Annotated in this window: 19 protein-coding genes; 8 read left to right on the top strand and 11 right to left on the bottom strand. The window is 61.1% G+C overall.

Annotation, left to right across the window (positions count from 1 at the left end; translation table 11 throughout):
• Positions 1-123: 123 nt before the first annotated feature.
• Positions 124-618: a hypothetical protein gene (locus AC2YI2_RS25455; RefSeq protein WP_487389318.1), complete on the bottom strand. Its 495-nt coding sequence runs from the start codon at positions 616-618 to the stop codon at positions 124-126.
• Complete coding sequence (locus AC2YI2_RS25450; protein WP_487389317.1) at positions 615-1,178, bottom strand: CGNR zinc finger domain-containing protein; 564 nt, start codon at positions 1,176-1,178, stop codon at positions 615-617. The genes AC2YI2_RS25455 and AC2YI2_RS25450 overlap by 4 nt, the downstream gene beginning before the upstream one ends.
• Before the next feature lie 48 nt (positions 1,179-1,226).
• Here AC2YI2_RS25450 and AC2YI2_RS25445 point away from each other — a divergent pair, with 48 nt between their 5' ends.
• Entirely contained in the window at positions 1,227-2,138 is a 912-nt protein-coding gene (locus AC2YI2_RS25445; protein WP_487389316.1) for a branched-chain amino acid ABC transporter permease, read from the top strand.
• Here AC2YI2_RS25445 and AC2YI2_RS25440 read toward each other — a convergent pair.
• From AC2YI2_RS25440 to pgsA, 3 genes are read right to left on the bottom strand one after another with little or no spacing between them, the layout of a single operon-like run.
• Positions 2,135-2,617: a molybdenum cofactor biosynthesis protein MoaE gene (locus tag AC2YI2_RS25440; RefSeq protein ID WP_487389315.1), complete on the bottom strand. Its 483-nt coding sequence runs from the start codon at positions 2,615-2,617 to the stop codon at positions 2,135-2,137. The genes AC2YI2_RS25445 and AC2YI2_RS25440 overlap by 4 nt on opposite strands.
• A 1-nt stretch (position 2,618) precedes the next feature.
• Positions 2,619-2,876 carry a molybdopterin converting factor subunit 1 gene (moaD, locus tag AC2YI2_RS25435; protein WP_487389314.1) on the bottom strand — a complete coding sequence of 86 codons (258 nt, stop codon included), beginning with the start codon at positions 2,874-2,876 and terminating at the stop codon, positions 2,619-2,621.
• The gene (gene pgsA, locus AC2YI2_RS25430) at positions 2,873-3,463 is read right to left on the bottom strand and encodes a CDP-diacylglycerol--glycerol-3-phosphate 3-phosphatidyltransferase (protein ID WP_487389313.1); all 591 of its coding nucleotides are present in this window, start codon (positions 3,461-3,463) and stop codon (positions 2,873-2,875) included. Before pgsA ends, moaD begins: the two co-directional genes overlap by 4 nt.
• Positions 3,464-3,743: 280 nt before the next feature.
• Between pgsA and AC2YI2_RS25425 the strand changes: the two genes are divergently transcribed.
• Both AC2YI2_RS25425 and AC2YI2_RS25420 read left to right on the top strand, forming a co-directional pair.
• Positions 3,744-4,679, top strand: a complete 936-nt coding sequence (locus AC2YI2_RS25425; RefSeq protein ID WP_487389312.1) for a hypothetical protein — start codon at positions 3,744-3,746, stop codon at positions 4,677-4,679.
• 131 nt (positions 4,680-4,810) lie between these two features.
• Entirely contained in the window at positions 4,811-5,470 is a 660-nt protein-coding gene (locus AC2YI2_RS25420) for a hypothetical protein (RefSeq protein ID WP_487389311.1), read from the top strand.
• Between the two features lie 54 nt (positions 5,471-5,524).
• On the opposite strand, the gene AC2YI2_RS25415 is transcribed toward AC2YI2_RS25420, so the two are convergent.
• A complete protein-coding gene (locus AC2YI2_RS25415) occupies positions 5,525-6,667 on the bottom strand; it encodes an acyl-CoA dehydrogenase family protein (protein WP_487389433.1) in 1,143 nt (380 codons plus the stop codon).
• A 186-nt stretch (positions 6,668-6,853) separates the two neighbouring features.
• Between AC2YI2_RS25415 and AC2YI2_RS25410 the strand changes: the two genes are divergently transcribed.
• The 3 genes from AC2YI2_RS25410 to AC2YI2_RS25400 all read left to right on the top strand — a co-directional run bounded on the left by AC2YI2_RS25410 (position 6,854) and on the right by AC2YI2_RS25400 (position 12,207).
• On the top strand, positions 6,854-7,546 hold the full coding sequence (locus AC2YI2_RS25410; RefSeq protein ID WP_487389310.1) for a winged helix-turn-helix transcriptional regulator: 693 nt from the start codon (positions 6,854-6,856) through the stop codon (positions 7,544-7,546).
• A gap of 320 nt (positions 7,547-7,866) precedes the next feature.
• Positions 7,867-11,370 (top strand): DNA polymerase III subunit alpha, encoded by a 3,504-nt coding sequence (gene dnaE / locus AC2YI2_RS25405; RefSeq protein ID WP_487389309.1) that lies wholly within the window; start codon positions 7,867-7,869, stop codon positions 11,368-11,370.
• A 153-nt stretch (positions 11,371-11,523) separates the two neighbouring features.
• Positions 11,524-12,207, top strand: coding sequence for a calcium-binding protein (locus AC2YI2_RS25400; protein WP_487389308.1), 684 nt, complete (start codon positions 11,524-11,526; stop codon positions 12,205-12,207).
• A gap of 24 nt (positions 12,208-12,231) precedes the next feature.
• On the opposite strand, the gene AC2YI2_RS25395 is transcribed toward AC2YI2_RS25400, so the two are convergent.
• The 5 genes from AC2YI2_RS25395 to AC2YI2_RS25375 form a co-directional block, all read right to left on the bottom strand.
• Positions 12,232-13,479 carry a L,D-transpeptidase family protein gene (locus tag AC2YI2_RS25395; RefSeq protein ID WP_487389307.1) on the bottom strand — a complete coding sequence of 416 codons (1,248 nt, stop codon included), beginning with the start codon at positions 13,477-13,479 and terminating at the stop codon, positions 12,232-12,234.
• 190 nt (positions 13,480-13,669) lie between these two features.
• Positions 13,670-14,962, bottom strand: coding sequence for a DNA polymerase IV (locus AC2YI2_RS25390; RefSeq protein WP_487389306.1), 1,293 nt, complete (start codon positions 14,960-14,962; stop codon positions 13,670-13,672).
• Positions 14,963-15,041: 79 nt separating this feature from the next.
• A complete protein-coding gene (locus tag AC2YI2_RS25385) occupies positions 15,042-15,575 on the bottom strand; it encodes a hypothetical protein (RefSeq protein WP_487389305.1) in 534 nt (177 codons plus the stop codon).
• Between the two features lie 103 nt (positions 15,576-15,678).
• A complete protein-coding gene (locus tag AC2YI2_RS25380; RefSeq protein WP_487389304.1) occupies positions 15,679-16,323 on the bottom strand; it encodes a hypothetical protein in 645 nt (214 codons plus the stop codon).
• A complete protein-coding gene (locus AC2YI2_RS25375; RefSeq protein ID WP_487389303.1) occupies positions 16,320-16,625 on the bottom strand; it encodes a DUF3572 domain-containing protein in 306 nt (101 codons plus the stop codon). Before AC2YI2_RS25375 ends, AC2YI2_RS25380 begins: the two co-directional genes overlap by 4 nt.
• Positions 16,626-16,756: 131 nt before the next feature.
• Between AC2YI2_RS25375 and AC2YI2_RS25370 the strand changes: the two genes are divergently transcribed.
• Complete coding sequence (locus AC2YI2_RS25370; protein ID WP_487389302.1) at positions 16,757-17,128, top strand: response regulator; 372 nt, start codon at positions 16,757-16,759, stop codon at positions 17,126-17,128.
• 52 nt (positions 17,129-17,180) lie between these two features.
• Positions 17,181-18,542, top strand: coding sequence for a PleD family two-component system response regulator (locus AC2YI2_RS25365; RefSeq protein ID WP_487389301.1), 1,362 nt, complete (start codon positions 17,181-17,183; stop codon positions 18,540-18,542).
• Positions 18,543-19,118 lie beyond the last annotated feature (576 nt).

Here is a 19,118-nt window from a genome sequence, read left to right as displayed (position 1 = left end):
ATTGCCTTGCCCCGCCACCTCTCGAACAAGAGCAAATGCCGGAATCGAGCCTAGAGAGGCCAACGGGACTTTCCCATGGCGAAACGTATAGCGGGAGGGATTTATTTCAAGTCCAAGAGTAGCTTAGCTGCACTTCTTTCGGAAGCGGATCGTGCCGTCGGAATTGTAGGCGTCCTTGGTCTTGTCATAGGCGGGACCCTCGACGAGCGCGCCCGCCGGCAGCATTGTCGAATCCAGCGTCGAATTGAGCGTGGTGTCGATTGTCTGCAGCGTCTTGCCCTCGGCACTCCTCAGCATAATGTGGATCTTGTAGGGCTTGCCGGTCACGACGCAGTCGACATCCGGGCTCTGGAGATCGATCCGGGCCATCTTCGGAAAGACCTTCTGTTCCTTGACAAGCGGCGGCCCGCCGGCCGGGTTTTCGAACTCAGCCACGACCACAGCATCGTCGGGCGTCGCAGGCAGGCGGTTCAGCGTCAGCATGTAGAAGGCGCGCCCGTAGCGGATGTTGAAGATGAAGACCTTGCCGTTGATGGTGATGTAGTCCGAGGCCTCGCGCTGGCAGCCGGTCGCGAACAGCAGCGTCGCAAGGACGGGAATCGTCAGAAGCGCCCTCATTGCGTCTCTGCCTTTCTTTTCTTCTGATAGTGGAGCCGTGCCTTGGCGCGGTTGCCGCAGACCGCCATGTCGCACCAGGTGCGGCTGCGATTCTTGCTGCGATCGAGGAACAGCCATTCGCAATTCGGGCAGATCTTCAGCCGCTCCGTATCGGGAGAAGCGATGAGTTTCAGTGCCGAGCGCGCCGTGGCGAGATCCACCGGGCAGGGATCCGGATGAGCCGCATGAGCAGCAAAGGTCGATGACAGCCGGGCGAGCAACTCGGCCAGCAGCCGAGAATCGTCCATGCCATGAAGCGTGCGGTGACGGAAATGCGCGTCGATCGATTCCCGGAGCGCCATGAAACTATTCTCACGATCCTTTGAAACCGGTGCAAGCGCCGGAAAATCCGCCCGTTCGGCCGAAAGCGCCGATGCTGCCGCAGGGAAGGCGCCGAGCTGTGATGGTGCTGCGAAACGGTCGGTCCGGCGGCTTTCGTCAAAGCGCAGGATGACGCTGTTGGCGACATCGAGCGCCAGCGCGCCCCCGGTGAAACGATGCGGTGTCCAATGAAAGGTCATCGCAGAATTATAACTGGTAAAAGCAATTTTGCCAGTTATAATTTGCGCATGCCGTCACAAGTCCAGCTCGCCTATTTCTTGCAGCAACTGCTCAATGCCGCACCGCTTGCGGCGCTCTATGCCATGCTGGCCTTCGGCTATTCGCTGAGTTTCGCGCTGACCAGGCGCGCCGATTTCACGCCAGGCGCGCTCTTCGCCTTTGCCGGCCAGGTCTTCGTCTATTTCACCGCCTTCGGTTATGACCGTCTCTGGCTGATCTATCCCGCGGCGCTGGCCATCGGTGTTACAGCGAGCTTTGCCTACACGATGCTCGCCTCGGCGGTGGTCGGGGACAAGGTCATCCGACCACTCTCATTCGCGTCGCCCAATTCGGTCATCACAGCATCGCTCGCGGTGATGATCGTGCTGATGGAATTGGTGCGCATCGCGGCCAATAGCCGTGACCTCTGGCTGTCGCCCTTCCTTAACCAGCGCGTCACCTTCTGGGACTTTCCCGGCTTTCCGGTTGTGCTGACCCAGATCCAGGTCATCAACGCGGTCGCGATGGGCGCGATCGTAATCGCGGCCGGCTATATCCTCGACCGCAGCCGGCAGGGCCGCAACTGGCGCGCCGTCTCCGACGATCCACTTGCGGCTTCGCTGCTCGGCATTGATGCCGGCCGTGTGGTGGTGCTGGCCGGGATGACGACCGCCGCCTTCTCCGCGGTCTCGGGCATTATGGCGACGGCCTATTACGGCTCGATGGACTTCGGGGCAGGGCTGATGTTCGGGCTCAAGGTGGTGATGATCGCGGCGATCGGTGACCAGTCCTCGCCGGCGCGCTGCGCGGCGGGGGCGGCACTCTTCGGCCTCGCCGAAACCTTGTGGGGCGCCTACATGCCGTTCCTCTGGCGCGATCTCGCCATGTTCTCGCTGCTCGTCATTCTTGCGGTCGTCGTCAGGCAGGAGAGGCGAGCTTAGCCATCTAATGCCGCTGGACTCCACCGCCGAAGCGCGGCGTCATCCGCATCCTTGGCGCTGACCCATCCGCCCTCCGACCCATCGGCGAAATGCTCCTTCTTCCAGAAAGGCGCGGAGGTCTTGAGGTAGTCCATGACGAAATTTGCCGCGTCGAACGCAGCCTGCCGGTGTGCGGAGGCGGCGAGAACGAGGACGATGTTGCCACCGGGCGGGATCTTGCCGAACCGGTGGATAGCGGTGAGGCCGGTCACCGGCCAGCGATCGATGGCGATGCGGCAGATTCTGGTGATCTCCGCCTCAGCCATGCGGGGATAATGTTCGAGTTCGAGTGCCGTGAGCCGACCACCTTCGTCCCGGCAGAGGCCGGTGAAGGTGACAATGGCGCCGACGTCGCGGCGGCCTTCGGCCAGTCGTGCGGTCTCGGCCGCGAGGTCGAAATCCTCCGCCTGGACGCGGACGACGGGCTCGACGGTGGGCATCTCAGCCGCCCGTCATCGGCGGGAAAATGCCGATCTCGCGCACGCCGGATATCCGGTCGGTGTGATGCGCATGTTCCTGGTCGAGCGCCACGCGGATCACGCGGTCATGCTCCAGCGCGGTCTCATATTCCTCGCCCAGCGTCTTGAGATGATTGAGCAAATCGCCGACGGTGGCGACGCTCGCGGGCAGGTCGATCTCTTCCTCGCTCTTGCCGATCCGCTCGCGCACCCAGGCGAAATAGACGAGTTTGGCCTTCATTCGTCCACCACATGCTTGATGCCGGCGCGGAAATAGTCGTAGCCGGTGTAGATCGTCAGTAGCGCGGCCACCCAGAGCAGCGTGATGCCGATCTCGATCGTATAGGGCAGCACCTTCTCGCCCGCCGGGCCTGCCAGCAGGAAGCCGAGCGCCAGCATCTGCGCCGTCGTCTTCCACTTGGCGATCTGCGTGACCGGAACCGACACCTTCAGTTCGGCGAGGTATTCGCGCAGGCCCGCGACAAGGATCTCACGGCTGAGAATGATGATCGCCGCCCAGAGCGACCAACCGGCGATCGTCTGTTCCGTGTCAGCGGCGAGCAGCAGCAGGCAGACGGAAATCAGCAGCTTGTCGGCGATCGGGTCGAGCATCCGCCCGATATTCGAGGTCTGGTTCCAGATCCGCGCGAGATAGCCGTCGAGATAATCCGTGATCGAAGCGACCGAGAACAGCCCGAGCGCCGTCCATCGCGCGAAATCCGAACTCTGCAGCCGACCTTCGAAGAAGAAGCAGAGGACGATGAGCGGCACGGCCAGGATACGGGCGTAAGTCAGCATATTGGGAATGTTGTACGCGCGTTTCGCCATTGATCACCGCTTCAGAGTCGTCGAGTGTCGCCTAGGTGAAGTGTCTTCCGATGGTCGGTCAAGTGCATTTGCCCTTTCCCGAACCCTTTGGACCGAAACCTCTTTTCCTACTCGGCTTTGTCCGAAAATAGGCGGCAACGAACGGGCTTTCAAATTTATTCGGACGAATCTCTAAAAAAATCGGCTTTTGTTCCCGCGGGAACATCAGCGCCGCCGATGCCCGTGCATCCTACCCTCGAGACGGCAGGCTAAAATGCCTGCGAGAGAAGGGAATACGACAATGTTGACGATGCGCGCCGGTATCAGCGGCCATGAGAACCTGTTGCCTGAAATCAGGCGCCATGCGGAAGCGAATATCGACTACTTCAAGCGCAACCGCCGTTTCCTGCGTTTCGTCGATACGCGCCAGAAGTGGCTGCTCGTGCATCTTGTTGCCGTGACCTGCCACGGCGAAAGCGACAGCCCAGTGTGCGGTGCCGCTGCCAACTGGATCTGCGAGCGTGCATCTGAGCTCGAAATTGCGAGCCGCAATACTTCGCTCGCCTTCCTCAACCAACTCGCCGCCTACGGGTACCTCAGCAAGCGGAACCATCGCGGGGACCGGCGCGTCAAGCTCATGAGCCTATCCGAGAGTATGGAGGCAGCACTCGTCGACTGGACCCGCATGCTGATCGAGAGCGCGACCGGCGACGACATCAGTGCGCTCGACCACAAGGCCGTGATGCGCATCTATCTCGACATGATGACCGGCCTGCTCGCCAATCCGAAATGGGCGAGGGCACCGCTCGATATCTGCCTTACTCAGGACATGCGCGGCGGCTGGCTGGTGATGAGCGAGATCCTCAGGCACCTGCCGATGGGCGCGACGGCCGAGGCATGGATCCCGGCACGCGGATTAAGCATACCGGCGATGACCGAGTCCTTTGGCCTGTCCCGCAGCACGCTCTACCGCCTCGTCCGGGTCTCGGTCGAGGCCGGCATCATGGCCTGGGAAGAGCGTCACGCGGTCAGCACGCTGATGGTCAATCTCTATCATGTTAGGCAGTATTCACGCTGGATCGGCCGGCTGCTCGAAGCCGTCGCGGCGAGCCATGTCAGCGTGGCTGGAGGTCAGCGAGCCGCGGAGGCGGCCGCTCCCGCGGGCTTTCGCGTCCCTGGCTTCAAGGCTGGGGTGCAGCCGATAGAAGCAAGGCCGGTCACCTCATTCGGCATCTGAGCGGAAAACTCCCCCTGAAACCCCGATAGAGTCTCGGGAAATTAGAACTCTCTCAATTGGTTGCGACTACCCTCTGAGCAGATTCGGAGGATGCCGAATCACGAGCCGCGGCGTTGCGGTGGAGAAAGACGATGAAATTGCCGGTCGGAATGCTTGCCACCTTGGCCTCGATGCTGGCGGCGCCGGCATTTGCCGATGACGATCCGGCCTATGACCGCTTCTTCCTGATCCCCAATGTCTCCACATCAGGTGCAGGCATCGAGGCAGGTTACCGGTTCAATCAGCAATGGCAGGTGCGGGCAGGCGTGAACGGCTATGCCGGCAATTTCGTCTACAAGCGCAACGACTACGATCTTCATTCGCGCGTCTCGCTTCTCAACGCCGGCGTGACCGTCGACTATTTCCCCTTCGCAAATGATTTCTACCTTTCCGGCGGTGCACGCCTTTCGGCCAACCGGATCGAAGGCAAGGTCAAGAACCTGCATGGCAAGCTGAAGAGTGGTGCCGAGGTCTTCGTGCCCAATCCGCTGACCGATTTCACGGTGACGCAAAACGTCATCCAGCCCTATCTGGGCGTCGGCTATTCGGTGAAGATCAAGCAAGGCCTGTCGCTGAATTTCGACCTCGGCGCGCTCTATGCCGGCACGCCCAATCTCGATGTCGATTCCCGTGCCAATAAGCTCGGCTTCTCCAGGAAGGACATCCGACGCGAGATCGAGCGTGCCCAGAACCGCATTTCGCCGTTCAAGGTCTATCCGGTCGTGCAGGTCGGGCTGAAGTTTGAGTTTTGACACGAAGGCAATCAGCCGCCGTGCCTTGCTCCAACATTCACCGCATCAACACATCTAGAAGATGGTCGCCACCGGCTGATCCAGCGCCATCGCGCCCGCATAGAGCGCCTGTGCGCCCGGCTGCATCGGATGATAGCGTGCGCCCTGCACATCGCGGAAGCGGCGCTCCAGCCCGTTGGCCCTGAAGAAGCCGGCGCCCCCGGCGAGTTCCATCGCCAGTTCCGTCGCTTCGATGGCGTGGCGAGCCACGAGCGCCCTGCCGATCATCACCTCGTTTACGCTCTCCGCCGACGGCGTGTTGCGTGATGCAGTGTCGACCATCCAACGATGCGCGAGTTGCGCTGCGCGCAGCGACGTATCCATGCGACCGGCAAGGCTTGTGAGGGCCTCGCTCGGGCGCTTTTTCGCTGCGAGCGCGATAGCGATGTCGCGGGCACTCTCGGCCACCCCGAGATAGACGGCATAGATCAGGGGGAAGGCGAGCGTGGCGATGACCTGGAACACGGGATGCCATTCACCGGCCTTGCGTGAAAACGCGACATTGGCATCGGGGATGAAGAGCCCATCGATGATCACGTCGTTGGACCCGGTGCCGCGCATGCCGAGCGTGTGCCAGGTGTTTTCGATCCGCACTTCCGGCGCCTTCATCGGCGCACCGAAATGCACGACCGAGCGCGTACCGTCTTCCGCTTCGTGGACGGCGCCGGTCATCAGGATGGAGCCGGCCTCTGCGCCGGAAGTGAAGACCTTCCGAGCGCTGATGCGATAGCCGCCCTCGACCTTCTCCGCCATGCCGGAGCCGCCGATCCAGTCCGAGCCGCCACTTGAGAGCAGGATCAGCCTTTCGGCGGCCACGCGCTTGAGGAGCGGTTCGACCGCGGTCACCTTCTGGTGCCGCCACCGCCAGGCAGGAATCGCCACCTGATGGGTGTGCATGGAGAAGGCGAGAGCCGTGGAGCCGCACGCATGCGCGAGGAGCCGTACCATCTCCGACAGTTCTGCGAGATCGGCCCCGCGCCCGCCAAGCTCTCTTGGAACGCCGGCTTCCACCAGCCCGGCTTCCTTGAGCAGCGCGTAGTTCTCGCCGACAAAGCGGTCGGTGTCGTCGCAGGCTGCCGCGCGAGCTGCGATCTCAGGCGCAAGTGACGCGGCGATCTCGGCGACGCTCCTGTCGGCGGCGTCCAAGGTGCTCGTCATCGGCGTGACTTCTGCCAGATTTTGCATTTCCCAATCCTCTTGTGTGAAACAAGCTATGCCCGACTGTGCTCGCATTGGAGGAAAGCCTCCAGTTCTGGAACTGTACTGGCGTCTGTCGGCCCTGTTGGTCGCTCCGCGGATGTCGTCTATGATGGCGCTCCGGGAGGCCCCGGCGAGGAGAACGGCATGCAGGATCGCGGTGGATATGGGCAGTTCTGCCCCGTCTCGATGGCGTCGGAAGTCTTATGCTCCCGCTGGACCACGCTGGTCGTTCGTGAACTCCTCTGTGGTTCCACGCGGTTCAACGAACTCCGCCGTGGCGTCCCGAAAATGTCGCCGGCGCTTCTTTCCAAGCGGCTCAAGGAACTCGAGCAAGCCGGCGTGGTGACGACGACGCGGAAGCCCAAGGGGACGGTCGAATATCGTCTGTCCGAAGCGGGGGAGGAACTCCGGCCCGTCATCATCGGCCTCGGGAACTGGGCGCAGCGCTGGATGGAGTCACGGCTTTCCCTGAGAAATCTCGACCCTTCGCTCCTCATGTGGGATATGCGTCGTTGCCTCGACGCAGGGCAATTGCCGACCCGGCGCTGCACGATACAGTTTCTGTACCCCGAACTTGCCGCCGCGCAGAAAAGCTGGTGGCTGGTGGTCGAAGACGGCAAGGTGGACCTGTGCAATTTCGACCCCGGATACGAACTCGACCTTCAGGTCCGCAGTTCGCTGAGGTCGATGACCGCCATCTGGATGGGGCTGACCACCGTACGGCACGCGGCGGACACGGGCGAGCTCGACGTGGAGGGCGATCCGGTCATCGCCAGGGCCATGCAGGACTGGCTCGGCCTCAGCATCTTCGCCAAGATTCCACGCCAGGTCCAGTAGTAGCCCTCCGATCCCTGTGTGCGATTTGAGCCCCGGCCCATGTGGATTCCGGGCATGATCCTCCGCCCCCTAACACTTTGTTTACCACCCGTCATTTGACTGATTGACTCGTGAACAAAAATAGAACATTAAAGAAACATAAGCGAACAGGAGGCAGATATGACCGATTTTCTTCGTGACATGGCAGCGTTCACCTCGATCGTTATGTTCGTCACCAGCTGCGCCGTGTTGATGATCACTTTCTAGTGGGGGACCCCGAAAGGGGACTCGCGCTGCCCCGGCTGCACCGGTAAAATCCGGTGTGGCAAGAAGGTGGCGGTATGGCGGATGATTCTCTCCTGAAGGCGAATGGTGGCCCGATCCCGGCACTGGCCGAAAGCCCGCAATTCGTCCACCTCAGGGTCCATTCGGCCTATTCGCTCCTCGAAGGGGCGTTGCCGGTCAAGAAGATCATCGCCAAGGCCGTCGCCGACGACCAGCCCGCCATTGGGCTGACCGACACCAACAATCTCTTCGCCGCACTGGAATTCTCCAAGACCGCCTCGGGCGACGGCCTGCAGCCGATCATCGGCTGCCAGCTTTCGATCGACATGGAGGACGATACCGGCGACGAGCGCACCAACCGCCAGCCGCAACTCAGGAAGCTGCCGGCCATCGTGCTGCTGGCTGCCACGGCTGATGGCTACTACCGGCTCTCGCACCTTGTCAGCCGCGCCTATATGGACGGCGAGGGCGGCCATGGGTCGATCCATATCAAGCGCTCCTGGCTGGGCGAGGGCGTGCCGGGCGTGATCGCGCTGACGGGCGCGCGTGGTGGTCCGGTCGACATTGCGCTGTCGGAGGGTAGTCGTGCGCTGGCGATGAGCCGGCTCGATCGGCTCAAGTCCCTGTTCGGTGACAGGCTCTATGTCGAGCTGCAACGCCATGAAGGCTATGATCGCGGCCACGAGGCGGCGATGCTCAATCTTGCCTATGGCCAGGGCCTGCCTGTCGTGGCGACCAACGAGCCGTTCTTCCCGACGCTCGATTACTTTGACGCCCATGATGCGCTGATGGCCGTGGCGCACAATGCCATGGTCTCCGACGACAATCGTTTCCGCCTCACCCGCGACCATTATTTCAAGTCGCGTGCTGAGATGGCAAAGCTGTTCGCCGACCTGCCCGAGGCGATCGACAACACGGTCGAGATCGCGCGGCGCTGCTCCTTCATCCTCAAGACGACCGCTCCGATCCTACCGCGCTTCACGGCCGACACGGGCAGCGAAGACGGCACGGATCCGGAATCCGAGGAGCTCAAGCGCCAGTCCTGGGAAGGGCTGGAGATGCGGCTCAAGACCATCGGGCTCGCCGACGGCTATACCGAGCAGGAATATCGCGATCGCCTCGAGTTCGAGCTCGGCATCATCGAGCGAATGAAATTTCCCGGCTACTTCCTCATCGTCGCCGACTTCATCAAATGGGCCAAGGCGCATGACATTCCCGTGGGCCCGGGCCGCGGTTCGGGCGCGGGCTCGCTGGTCGCCTATGCGCTGACCGTCACCGACATCGATCCCTTGCGTTTCTCGCTGCTGTTCGAGCGCTTCCTCAATCCTGAACGCGTCTCGATGCCGGACTTCGACATCGACTTCTGCCAGGACCGCCGCGAAGAGGTGATCCGCTACGTACAGGCCAAATATGGCCGCGAGCAGGTGGCGCAGATCATCACCTTCGGTTCGCTGCAGGCGCGGGCGGCGCTGCGCGATGTCGGCCGCGTGCTCGAAATGCCCTATGGCCAGGTCGACCGCATCTGCAAGCTCGTGCCCAACAACCCGGCCAATCCCACGCCGCTCTCCAAGGCGATCGAGGAGGAGCCGCGGCTCAGGGAGGAGGCCGAGCGCGAGCCGGTCGTCGCCCGCCTCCTCGACATCGCCCAGAAGATCGAGGGTCTCTATCGCCACGCCTCGACCCACGCCGCCGGTATCGTCATCGGCGACCGGCCGTTGGCCGAACTCGTGCCGCTCTACCGCGATCCGCGTTCCGACATGCCGGTTACCCAGTTCAACATGAAATGGGTCGAGCAGGCCGGCCTGGTGAAGTTCGACTTCCTCGGCCTCAAGACACTGACCGTCCTCAAGGTCGCCGTGGATTTCGTCCGCCGCCGCGGCATCGAGATCGATCTTTCGACACTGCCGCTCGATGATGCCAAGTCTTACGAGATGATGGCCCGCGGCGAAACGGTCGGCATCTTCCAGGTGGAAAGCGCGGGCATGCGCAAGGCGCTGCTCGGCATGAAGCCGGATTGCATCGAAGACATCATCGCGCTTGTGGCGCTCTATCGCCCGGGCCCGATGGAAAACATCCCGCTCTACAATGCCCGCAAGCATGGCGAGGAAGAGATCGAATCGATCCATCCGAAGATCGACTATCTCCTCAAGGAAACCCAGGGCGTCATCGTTTACCAGGAGCAGGTGATGCAGATCGCCCAGGTCCTGTCGGGCTATTCGCTCGGCGAAGCCGACCTGCTGCGCCGCGCCATGGGCAAGAAGATCAAGGCGGAAATGGACCAGCAGCGCGCCCGCTTCGTCGAAGGCGCGATGGCCAATGGCGTGTCCAAGAACCAGTCCGACATCATCTTCGACCTGCTGGCAAAATTCGCCAATTACGGCTTCAACAAGTCGCATGCCGCAGCCTATGCGGTCGTTTCCTTCCAGACCGCCTATATGAAGGCGCATTATCCGGTCGAGTTCTTCGCCGCCTCGATGACCCTCGACATGGCCAATACCGAGAAGGTCAACGACTTCCGGCAGGATGCGATGCGGCTCGGCATCAAGGTCGTGGCGCCCAGTGTGCAGACCTCATTCCGCGCCTTCGAAGTCGGCGAAAACTGCATCTATTTCTCGCTCGCAGCCATCAAGGGCGTGGGTGAAGCGGTCGTCGATCACATCGTCGAGATGCGCGGCGACCGGCCCTTCGAAAGCATCGAGGATTTCTGCCTCCGCACCGATCCGAAATTCGTCAACCGCCGCGTCTGGGAAAGCCTGAATGCGGCCGGCGCCTTCGATTGCTTCGGCATCGATCGTGCGGTGGTTGCCGGTGGTATCGACCGGCTGCTCGCCTATGCCCAGAAGGCCGTCTCCGACAAGGTCAGTGGCCAATCCGACATCTTCGGTACGATGAGCGCCGGGCCGGAGCGGATCGTCTTCCCGTCGGTCCCGTCCTGGCTGCCATCGGAAAAGCTACTCAAGGAATTCCAGGCGCTCGGCTTCTATCTCACCGCCCATCCGCTCGACAGCTATTCGAAGACGCTGGAGAAGATCCGCGTTCAGACCTTCGCCAACTTCTCCAACGCGGTGAAACAGGGCAAGGCACCCGGCCGTCTCGCCGGCACCGTGACGTCCAAGCAGGAGCGCAAGACCCGCACCGGCAACAAGATGGGCATCGTCACCTTCTCGGATTCGTCAGGCCAGTTCGAGGCGGTGATGTTCTCGGAAACGCTCGCGCAATACCGCGACCTGCTGGAAACCGGAAAGAGCTTCGTCATCGGCGTCGAAGCCGAGGAGCGGCCAGAAGGCATCAGCCTGCGCATCAACAGCCTGCAATCGCTCGAGGAAAAATCCGTGCAGATGCAGAAGGCGATGCGCGTCTTTCTGCGCGATGCCGCACCGCTCAAGAGCGTCACCACCCATCTCGGCACCAGGGGCGAGGGGCTGGTCTCGTTCATCCTGATCAAGGACGACGGCCGCAAGGAGATCGAGGTCGAACTGCCAGAGAAATATCGCATCTCCCCGGAGATCGCGGCGGCTTTGAGGGCGAGTCCGGGCGTGGTGGATGTGGAACTCGTGTGACGCGGCCGGCTTGGTCCAAACATACCATGAATACCAACGGTACGGTCGGTCTGTCCGGTTCCTTTTCGCTGTTGGGGAATAAAGCCGGGTCCACGACGTTCTCTCGCATGAACGGAGTTCGCCGCATGGGCGCCCCGTGAACCGGAGAGAACGATGGCCCGCATTGATGGAACAGACGAAAAAGACAAGCTCGACGGCACGCGCCGTGATGACAGCATATTTGCCATGGATGGGGAGGATGTCGTCCGCGCGGATGCTGGGAACGATATTGTTCATGGTGGAGATGACGACGACGAACTCTACGGTGACGGCGGAGACGACGAGATTGCCGGAGGTAAGGGCGAGGACCAGCTCTTTGGTGGCGATGGCGACGACGTCATGACCGATGAGAGCGGCAATGACCAATTTTCAGGCGGCGCCGGCAACGACCGTGTCGTGGCTGGGGAGGGTAATGACGAACTGGCGGGAGATCGGGGGGCTGACCGCCTCTACGGCGGCGAAGGCAATGATGTGCTCGACGGCGACCAGGGCGCGGACAGGCTTGATGGCGGCGAAGGAAACGACCGCTTTGACGGCGGCGCCGGCAATGACCGCATGACGGGCGGCGACGGCGCTGACTATTTCCTGTTCCATTTGGGCCGCGATGTGATCACCGATTTCGAAACCGGTGACGACGATATCGACCTCAGCCGCATTGCCGGCATTGATGACTTCTCCGACGTCAGGGATGCCGCCCGCCAATCGGGCGACGATGTCGTCCTCACCTTTGGAACGCATGAGCTGACGATCAAGGGTTTCATCCTCGAACAGCTTGACGAGGATGATTTCGTCCTCTGATCCCGGGGCCGCGCCGGAAGGAACTTACCCTTCCGTTTTCGGCAGCGGCTTGGTGATGGTGATGAAGTCCGTGCCCTGGCCGGTTTCATTTTCGGTGCCGGTGTCGGTGATGGTCAGCGACGAGCCGTTGCCGAGCATGGCTTCGATCTTGGCGCGGGTCTCAAAGGAGATCACCACCCGCTTGAAGGCATCTTCGGCTGCGTCAGGCGCGGTAGCGTCGGCGGCGACCGTGATCCCGAGGCGCTTCATGGCCTTGTCCGTGATGTGGTTGTCGATGCTGACAGCGAACCACTCGGCCTTGTTCTGCGCCGGGTTGACACGGATCGCGGTGAAGAAATGCGTGCCGAGCGCGACCTGCGGGTCGGTGATGTCGACGGGCACGTCGAAGACAGGCTTGAAGTTGCGGCGAACAGAGAGCCAGCCGGTCAGCGGCTTCTTGTTCATGACCTTGTGGATAGAGACGAGGAATGCCTCGTCCATAACGCCCGTCACTTTCTGGCCGTGGATTTCCTGGTAGGCCTTGATCGCGTCGCGCGACTTGGTGCCGATGCTGCCGTCGATCGGGCCATCATAGTAGCCGAGGCGGGTGAGCATGCCTTGTGCGTCCATCATCTTGTGGCGCTCGGTGACGCGGGAGATAAGGATCTTCACCGGCGGCTCGTTCTTGGGGGCTGCGACGACAGCCTCAGCGCCGAGCTTCGGCAGCGTTTCAGACATCGCGACTTCGACGGTCTTGTCGCCGGTCACTGTCGGCCGCAGGTCGGCGTCGCTGAGCAAGTCGGCTTGCGGTTGCGCGAGGCGCGGCATGAAGAGGTCGGCGTCGACCACGGCATGCGGCGCCACCTCGCGATCGGTGATCACGACATGGAAGCCGCGCTTCGTCATCGAGAAGAGCTCCTTGGCGAAGGCACGCGGCATGCGAACGCAACCATGCGACGCCGGATAGCGCGGCACGTGATGTGATTCATGTAGAGCGACACCCGACCAGGTGATGCGCTGCATCCATGGCATCGGTGCGGAGTCATAGAGGTTGGAGAAATGTGTCTTCCTCTTCTCTAGAATCGAGAAGATGCCCGACGGCGTGGTGTGACCACGCTTGCCGGTAGAAACCTCGGACGTCGTGACCACCTGGTCGCCGTCATAGACGACAAGGGTCTGGCTGTCCTTGGAGACGAAAATCTGCAGCGGCGACATGTCCTCGGCGGCGAGGGCAGCTGTGCTGAAAATGGAAGCGGTAGTGAAGGCGAATGAAAACGCAAGTTTCGTAAGCATGTGTGTCCCCACGCAATACTGGTTGCCCTAAGGTTAGATGTCCCGATTTAAGGAATCTTTGCAACGCCGTAAGTTACCAAGGGAACAGGGCACAGCTTGGCATCACGGTTAATTGATGGTTAAAGGATCGCCCGGATACCACGAGTGGGCGCGTTGCCCAAATCGCTGCAACGCCACGGCGAAGATGTCTCTAGACGTGGCCGCGCTTGCCCCGGCCGAATGTATATCCGGTCTCGATGCTCTTGTTGCCGAACTTGTCGCGCAGCGTATCCATCGCTGCCTCCGCCTTGGCGCGGCGGCCGGCATCCTGGTCGATGAGATCGGGCGGGTCGGCACGGGCGGAATCGCCGAGATCGGAGACGCCGATGCCGAGCAGCCGGTATTTGGTGCCGTCGAGCTCCTTCTCGAGCAGTGCCACGCCTTCTCGGAAGATCCGGTCGGCGAGTTGGGTATGGGCCTCGAGCCTGCGGTTGCGGGTGCGGGTCTTGAAGTCCTGGGTCTTGAGCTTCAGCACCACGGTGTGGCCGGCCAGCGCCGCCTTCTTGAGCCGCCGCGACACCTGTTCTGAGAGCGCCCGGAGCACGGGCACGAGATCCTCGGCACGCGAATAATCCTCGAAGAAGGTCGTCTCCGCCGAGACCGTCTTGGCCTCGTCGTTGAGGTGAACCTTGCGGTCGTCCTGACCGCGCGACAGGTTGAAGAGCCGCCGGCCCATGATGCCGTAGCGCTTCATCAGCACATCCTCGTCCATCTGCTGCAACTGGCCGATCATGGTGATGCCGTCGGCGGCAAGGCTGGCGGCAAAGGCCTTGCCGACCCCCCAGATCAGCGTCACCGGCTTTTCCTTGAGGAAATCGTAGGCCTCAGCCTCGCCGATGACCGAGAAGCCCCGCGGCTTGTTCATGTCGGATGCGACCTTGGCCAGGAACTTGCAATAGGAAAGCCCGACCGAGACCGTGATGCCGACCTCCTGCTCGACACGCCGGGCAAATTTGGCCAACGTCCGCGAGGGCGGATCGTGGTGCAGGCGCTCAGTGCCGGCGAGATCGAGAAAGGCCTCGTCGATCGAAATCGGTTGCACCAGCGGCGTCAGATCCTGCATCATCTTGCGCACCTCGCGGCCGACGCGGGCATATTTCTCCATATCCGGCTTGATCACCACCGCCTGCGGGCAGGCTTCGAGCGCCTTGAACATTGGCATGGCACTGCGCACGCCATGGATGCGCGCGACATAGCAGCATGTGGAGACCACGCCTCGCTTGCCGCCGCCGATGATCACCGGCTTGTCGGCGAGCTCCGGATTGTCACGCTTCTCGACCGAGGCATAGAAGGCGTCGCAATCGACATGGGCGATCGTCAGCCGGTCGAGTTCCGGATGGCGAAGAAGGCGAGGGGACCCGCAGGCACGGCAGCGCTTGACTGATCCCGTAACGGGCTTCAGGCAATCGCGGCAGAAGCCGTAGATGTCGTCAGGGGTGCCCATGATACGCCGGAACAGAAGTTGAACGGCTGACGATATGACGGTTGGTGAGGGTGCTCAAGCGAGATCGTGCGATGGCGTCCTAATTCTCCTGAGGCATGTAAAGCCAATTCATAAAGTCATCCTGCACCTGAGAAATTCGCAACATGTTCTCGACATTGTCCTCGACCAGCGCAATGCTGCTGCAGACGCCTTCTGCAACGAACATACCCGGCGTTCCGTCCGGCCGGTCATAGACGGCCAGCCCAACGATCACTTGCTTCGGGCCGGGCCAAGCTGTCTTGGCGGCCGATGCATTGCCATAAAGGTAGGCCTTGAAGCGTCCTCGTATGGCAGGCGCACGGAGCAGATTGGCTCCGTGTTGCTTTGCGGATGGCGCCTCATCTCTGTCGATGGTTTCGAATTCAAGATAACTGAGAGCTCTCGGCTCCTTGCTCTTGTTAGAGCGCGCGAATTCTTCCCGAGCGTAGCCGATGATCCGAGCGTTCACGACAACGTTTGCACGGCCGAAGATCCGAAAGTTGAAAGGAGGCGGACCCGTTGCGCAGGCAGAGGCGTCGGCGAGCGGGCTGCACGCCAAAAGAGCCATGGTCAGCAATCTGAAAAGAAGCGTCAAGGAACGACCTCTTGCCTGGCCGGTCGCGAACGCCCCCCAAACCTGAGGCACGCAACCACCTGCGCGTCATCTCCGGCGATAAGGGCACTTCTATTGTTCTAATTCAAGCCGCCAACCCCAAATGCTCCCGGATCAACCTCTCCGCATGCGCCCAGTCCTCGGCGATGACGATATCATTCTCCGGCTTCGGCGCCATCGCCCGGAACACCTGGTTGGCCATCATATGCATCAAAAGGCATCCTGGCGCGTGTGTCCGCACCGAACCATGGTTGCGGACGATATCGTCGACAAACACCGCCGGCACGTTCCTTTCGCCGATCAGGTTCGCCACCACCGGCCCCTTAGGCTCCTCGGTCGCGATCATCGGGAAATCCAGTCCGTGCAGGTCGAGCAATGAGCGCCTTACATCATGGTGTCGCGGCGGCATGGCGGTGAGGAAGACGATGTCGGCATCGCGGGACAGGCTGCGCAAAGCCGCATCGACGCCCTTGGCCGGCACCTGCCATTTGTCCTGGGTCGCGAAGAACTCTTCCTCCATGCGGTTGACCTGGTCATGGGCCGCGACAATGTCCTCCATGATGCTGCGGATATTGCCGTGCAGGCGGAAGCTGTCCGGATGCAGCTTGTGGCCGACGGAATTCAGGTAGCGATCGAAAGGATCGAGGAATTCCAGCACCACCTCGTCGACATCGCAGACAACAAGAGGCCGCCTGGAGGCGGAAAGGCTTTCGATAATGGCTGCCGTCATGACCAGCTTTCGCTTTCGGGTCCCGCCAGCCGATGATGGCAGGCGGCGACGCGCTCGGCTCTTACATCATTTTGCTCGCAGAAAGCCAGCAAGGTCGGTTCGTGCGCCATCACGAAGCCTGTCACCGCTCCGAGGAAACCGGGCTCCTCGGCCGCCCGGCGGATTGAGCCGGCATCAACGCCAACCAGTGCCATGAACCGGTTGAGCAGGTCCGGCTGGCTGATCAGCCAGCCCAGGATCTGGATCGCCATGGCCTCCGCATCCTCGGCGCTCACCACGCCGATCCGTTCCCTAGCGGGCATTTTGTCTCGCATATTACGCCTTTTTAAACCTAATCGACCTAGTGTGTCGGGTGGAACGCTGAGAATCCGCGTGCTTTTTCCTATATAGAGCAAGGAAACAGTGTGCAAAATCGGGAATAGAGACCGGCGCGATGCCAAAACAGGTTATGATTGTCGAAGACAACGAGCTCAATATGAAGCTCTTCCGCGACCTCATCGAGGCGTCCGGATATAAGACGATCCAGACCCGGAACGGGATGGAAGCGTTGGACCTTGCCCGCAAGCATCGGCCCGATCTGATCCTCATGGACATTCAGCTGCCGGAGGTTTCCGGCCTCGAAGTCACGAAATGGCTGAAAGAGGATGACGAACTGCATGTCATCCCGGTCATTGCCGTGACGGCCTTCGCGATGAAGGGAGATGAGGAGCGCATTCGCCAGGGCGGCTGCGAGGCCTATATTTCCAAACCCATTTCGGTGCCCAAGTTCCTGGAGACGATCAAGACTTATCTCGGCGACGCCTGAGCCGTCGAAGTAGCGGGCCCCATGTATCGGGATTGAGTAACGGGATTTCTGTATGACCGCGCGTATCCTAGTAGTAGATGATATTCCCGCGAACGTGAAACTGCTCGAAGCACGGCTTCTCGCCGAGTATTTCGACGTGCTCACGGCCGAGAACGGATATGAATGCCTCGACATCGTCTCCAAGGCACCGGTCGACGTCATCCTGCTCGACATCATGATGCCCGGCATGGATGGGTTCGAAGTCTGCGAGCGCCTCAAGGCCAATCCCAAGACATCGCATATTCCTGTCGTCATGGTCACCGCGCTCGACCAGCCGGCCGATCGTGTGCGCGGCCTGCGCGCGGGCGCCGACGATTTCCTCACCAAGCCGGTCAATGACATGCAACTCATGGCGCGCGTCAAAAGCCTCGTCCGGCTCAAGATGCTGTCCGACGAACTGCGCCTTCGCGCCGAGACGGCTCGCACGATCGGTGTCGACGGTACCTCCGCACGCGAAGAAGAGCCTGCGAATATCCTCCTCGTCGATGGCCGCGCCAATTCACAGGAACGCATTGCGCGCGCGCTGAAGCCTGTCGCCGACGTCTCGGCCATGAACGATCCGCAGGCTGCGATCTTCGAAGCCGCCGAAGGCAGCTACGATCTCATCATTGTCAATTCCAATTTCGACGATTACGACCCGCTCCGGCTCTGCTCGCAGATCCGTTCGCTTGAGCGCTCGCGCTTCATCCCGGTCTTGCTCGTCGTCGATGCCGGCGGGGAGGCGATGGTCGTGCGCGCGCTGGAACTCGGCGTCAACGACTATATCCTGCGGCCGGTCGATCCGAATGAGTTGCTGGTGCGCTGCCTGACCCAGATCCGACGCAAGCGCTACAACGACCGTCTGCGCGAAAGCGTCAACCAGACGATCGAACTCGCCGTGACCGATGCGCTCACCGGGCTGAACAACCGCCGCTATCTCGACAAGCATTTGAAACTGCTCTTCGATCGCGCGGTAGCGCGCGGCCGACCGCTCTCGGTCTGCATCACCGATATCGATCGCTTCAAATCGGTCAATGACACCTATGGCCACGATGCCGGCGATGAAGTGCTCAAGGAATTCGCCGCTCGCGTCCGCTCAACGGTGCGTGGCGCCGATCTCGCTTGCCGGTTCGGCGGCGAGGAATTCGTCGTCATCATGCCGGATACGTCGCCTGAAACCGCGGCGGCGATTGCGGAGCGTCTGCGCTATGTCGTCGAGAACAGACCCTTCACGCTCAGGCAGAACGGCACCGAACTGAACATCACGGCATCGCTCGGCATCTCGTCGACGGTCTTTGGTGCGACGTCCGCGGAAGAACTGATCAAGCAGGCCGACAGGGCGCTTTATGAGGCCAAGCATGGCGGCCGCAACCGTGTGGTCGCCGCCGCGGCGTGATTCGGACGAATTCCGGAAGTTGGTAAGGCAAAAGGCTTATCCACAATCGATTTCGCGGTGATATACTGAACGCTGCGTCAATTTGGCGCCGCGATGGCAGTCGCCTTCTAGCGCGCCGGTTATGTTGGTGTATGTATACAACCGGGCGACGCAGCCGGATCGGAATCTCCGGTAAAGATTCGCACCAAGCGGGTAAAATTATCAAATAATTTCGATAGTTAGATAGATCGGCGCGTGCTTATACTCTGCCGGCCGGCATCACCTTGCCGAATCAAATCGTGTATTTCATATTCAATGAAACCTCAGAGTTTTTAGGGGATTTCTTATTCAAAATAATGGGCACGACTTCGGACGCGACTGCCTCCGAGGTTAACCATTTGTGTAATTCGAAAGACGGTTGGTTAATAAGCCGTTGATTTCTTCGCCATTTTGGCGCATGTTTTTCGCGACCCGAATAGGGAGCTAACTGCTCACAGATTCGCATACCCCATGATGCTCAGGTCCGCCGCATCTCCTGGGTCGTGGGGCCGGTCGGTCAGTAGTAAATACGCGGAGTCCTCGTTCTGCCTTACTGTT

The organism is Rhizobium sp. SRI_017 (assembly GCF_057586295.1).
This window is presented reverse-complemented; position numbering and strand designations above follow the sequence as displayed.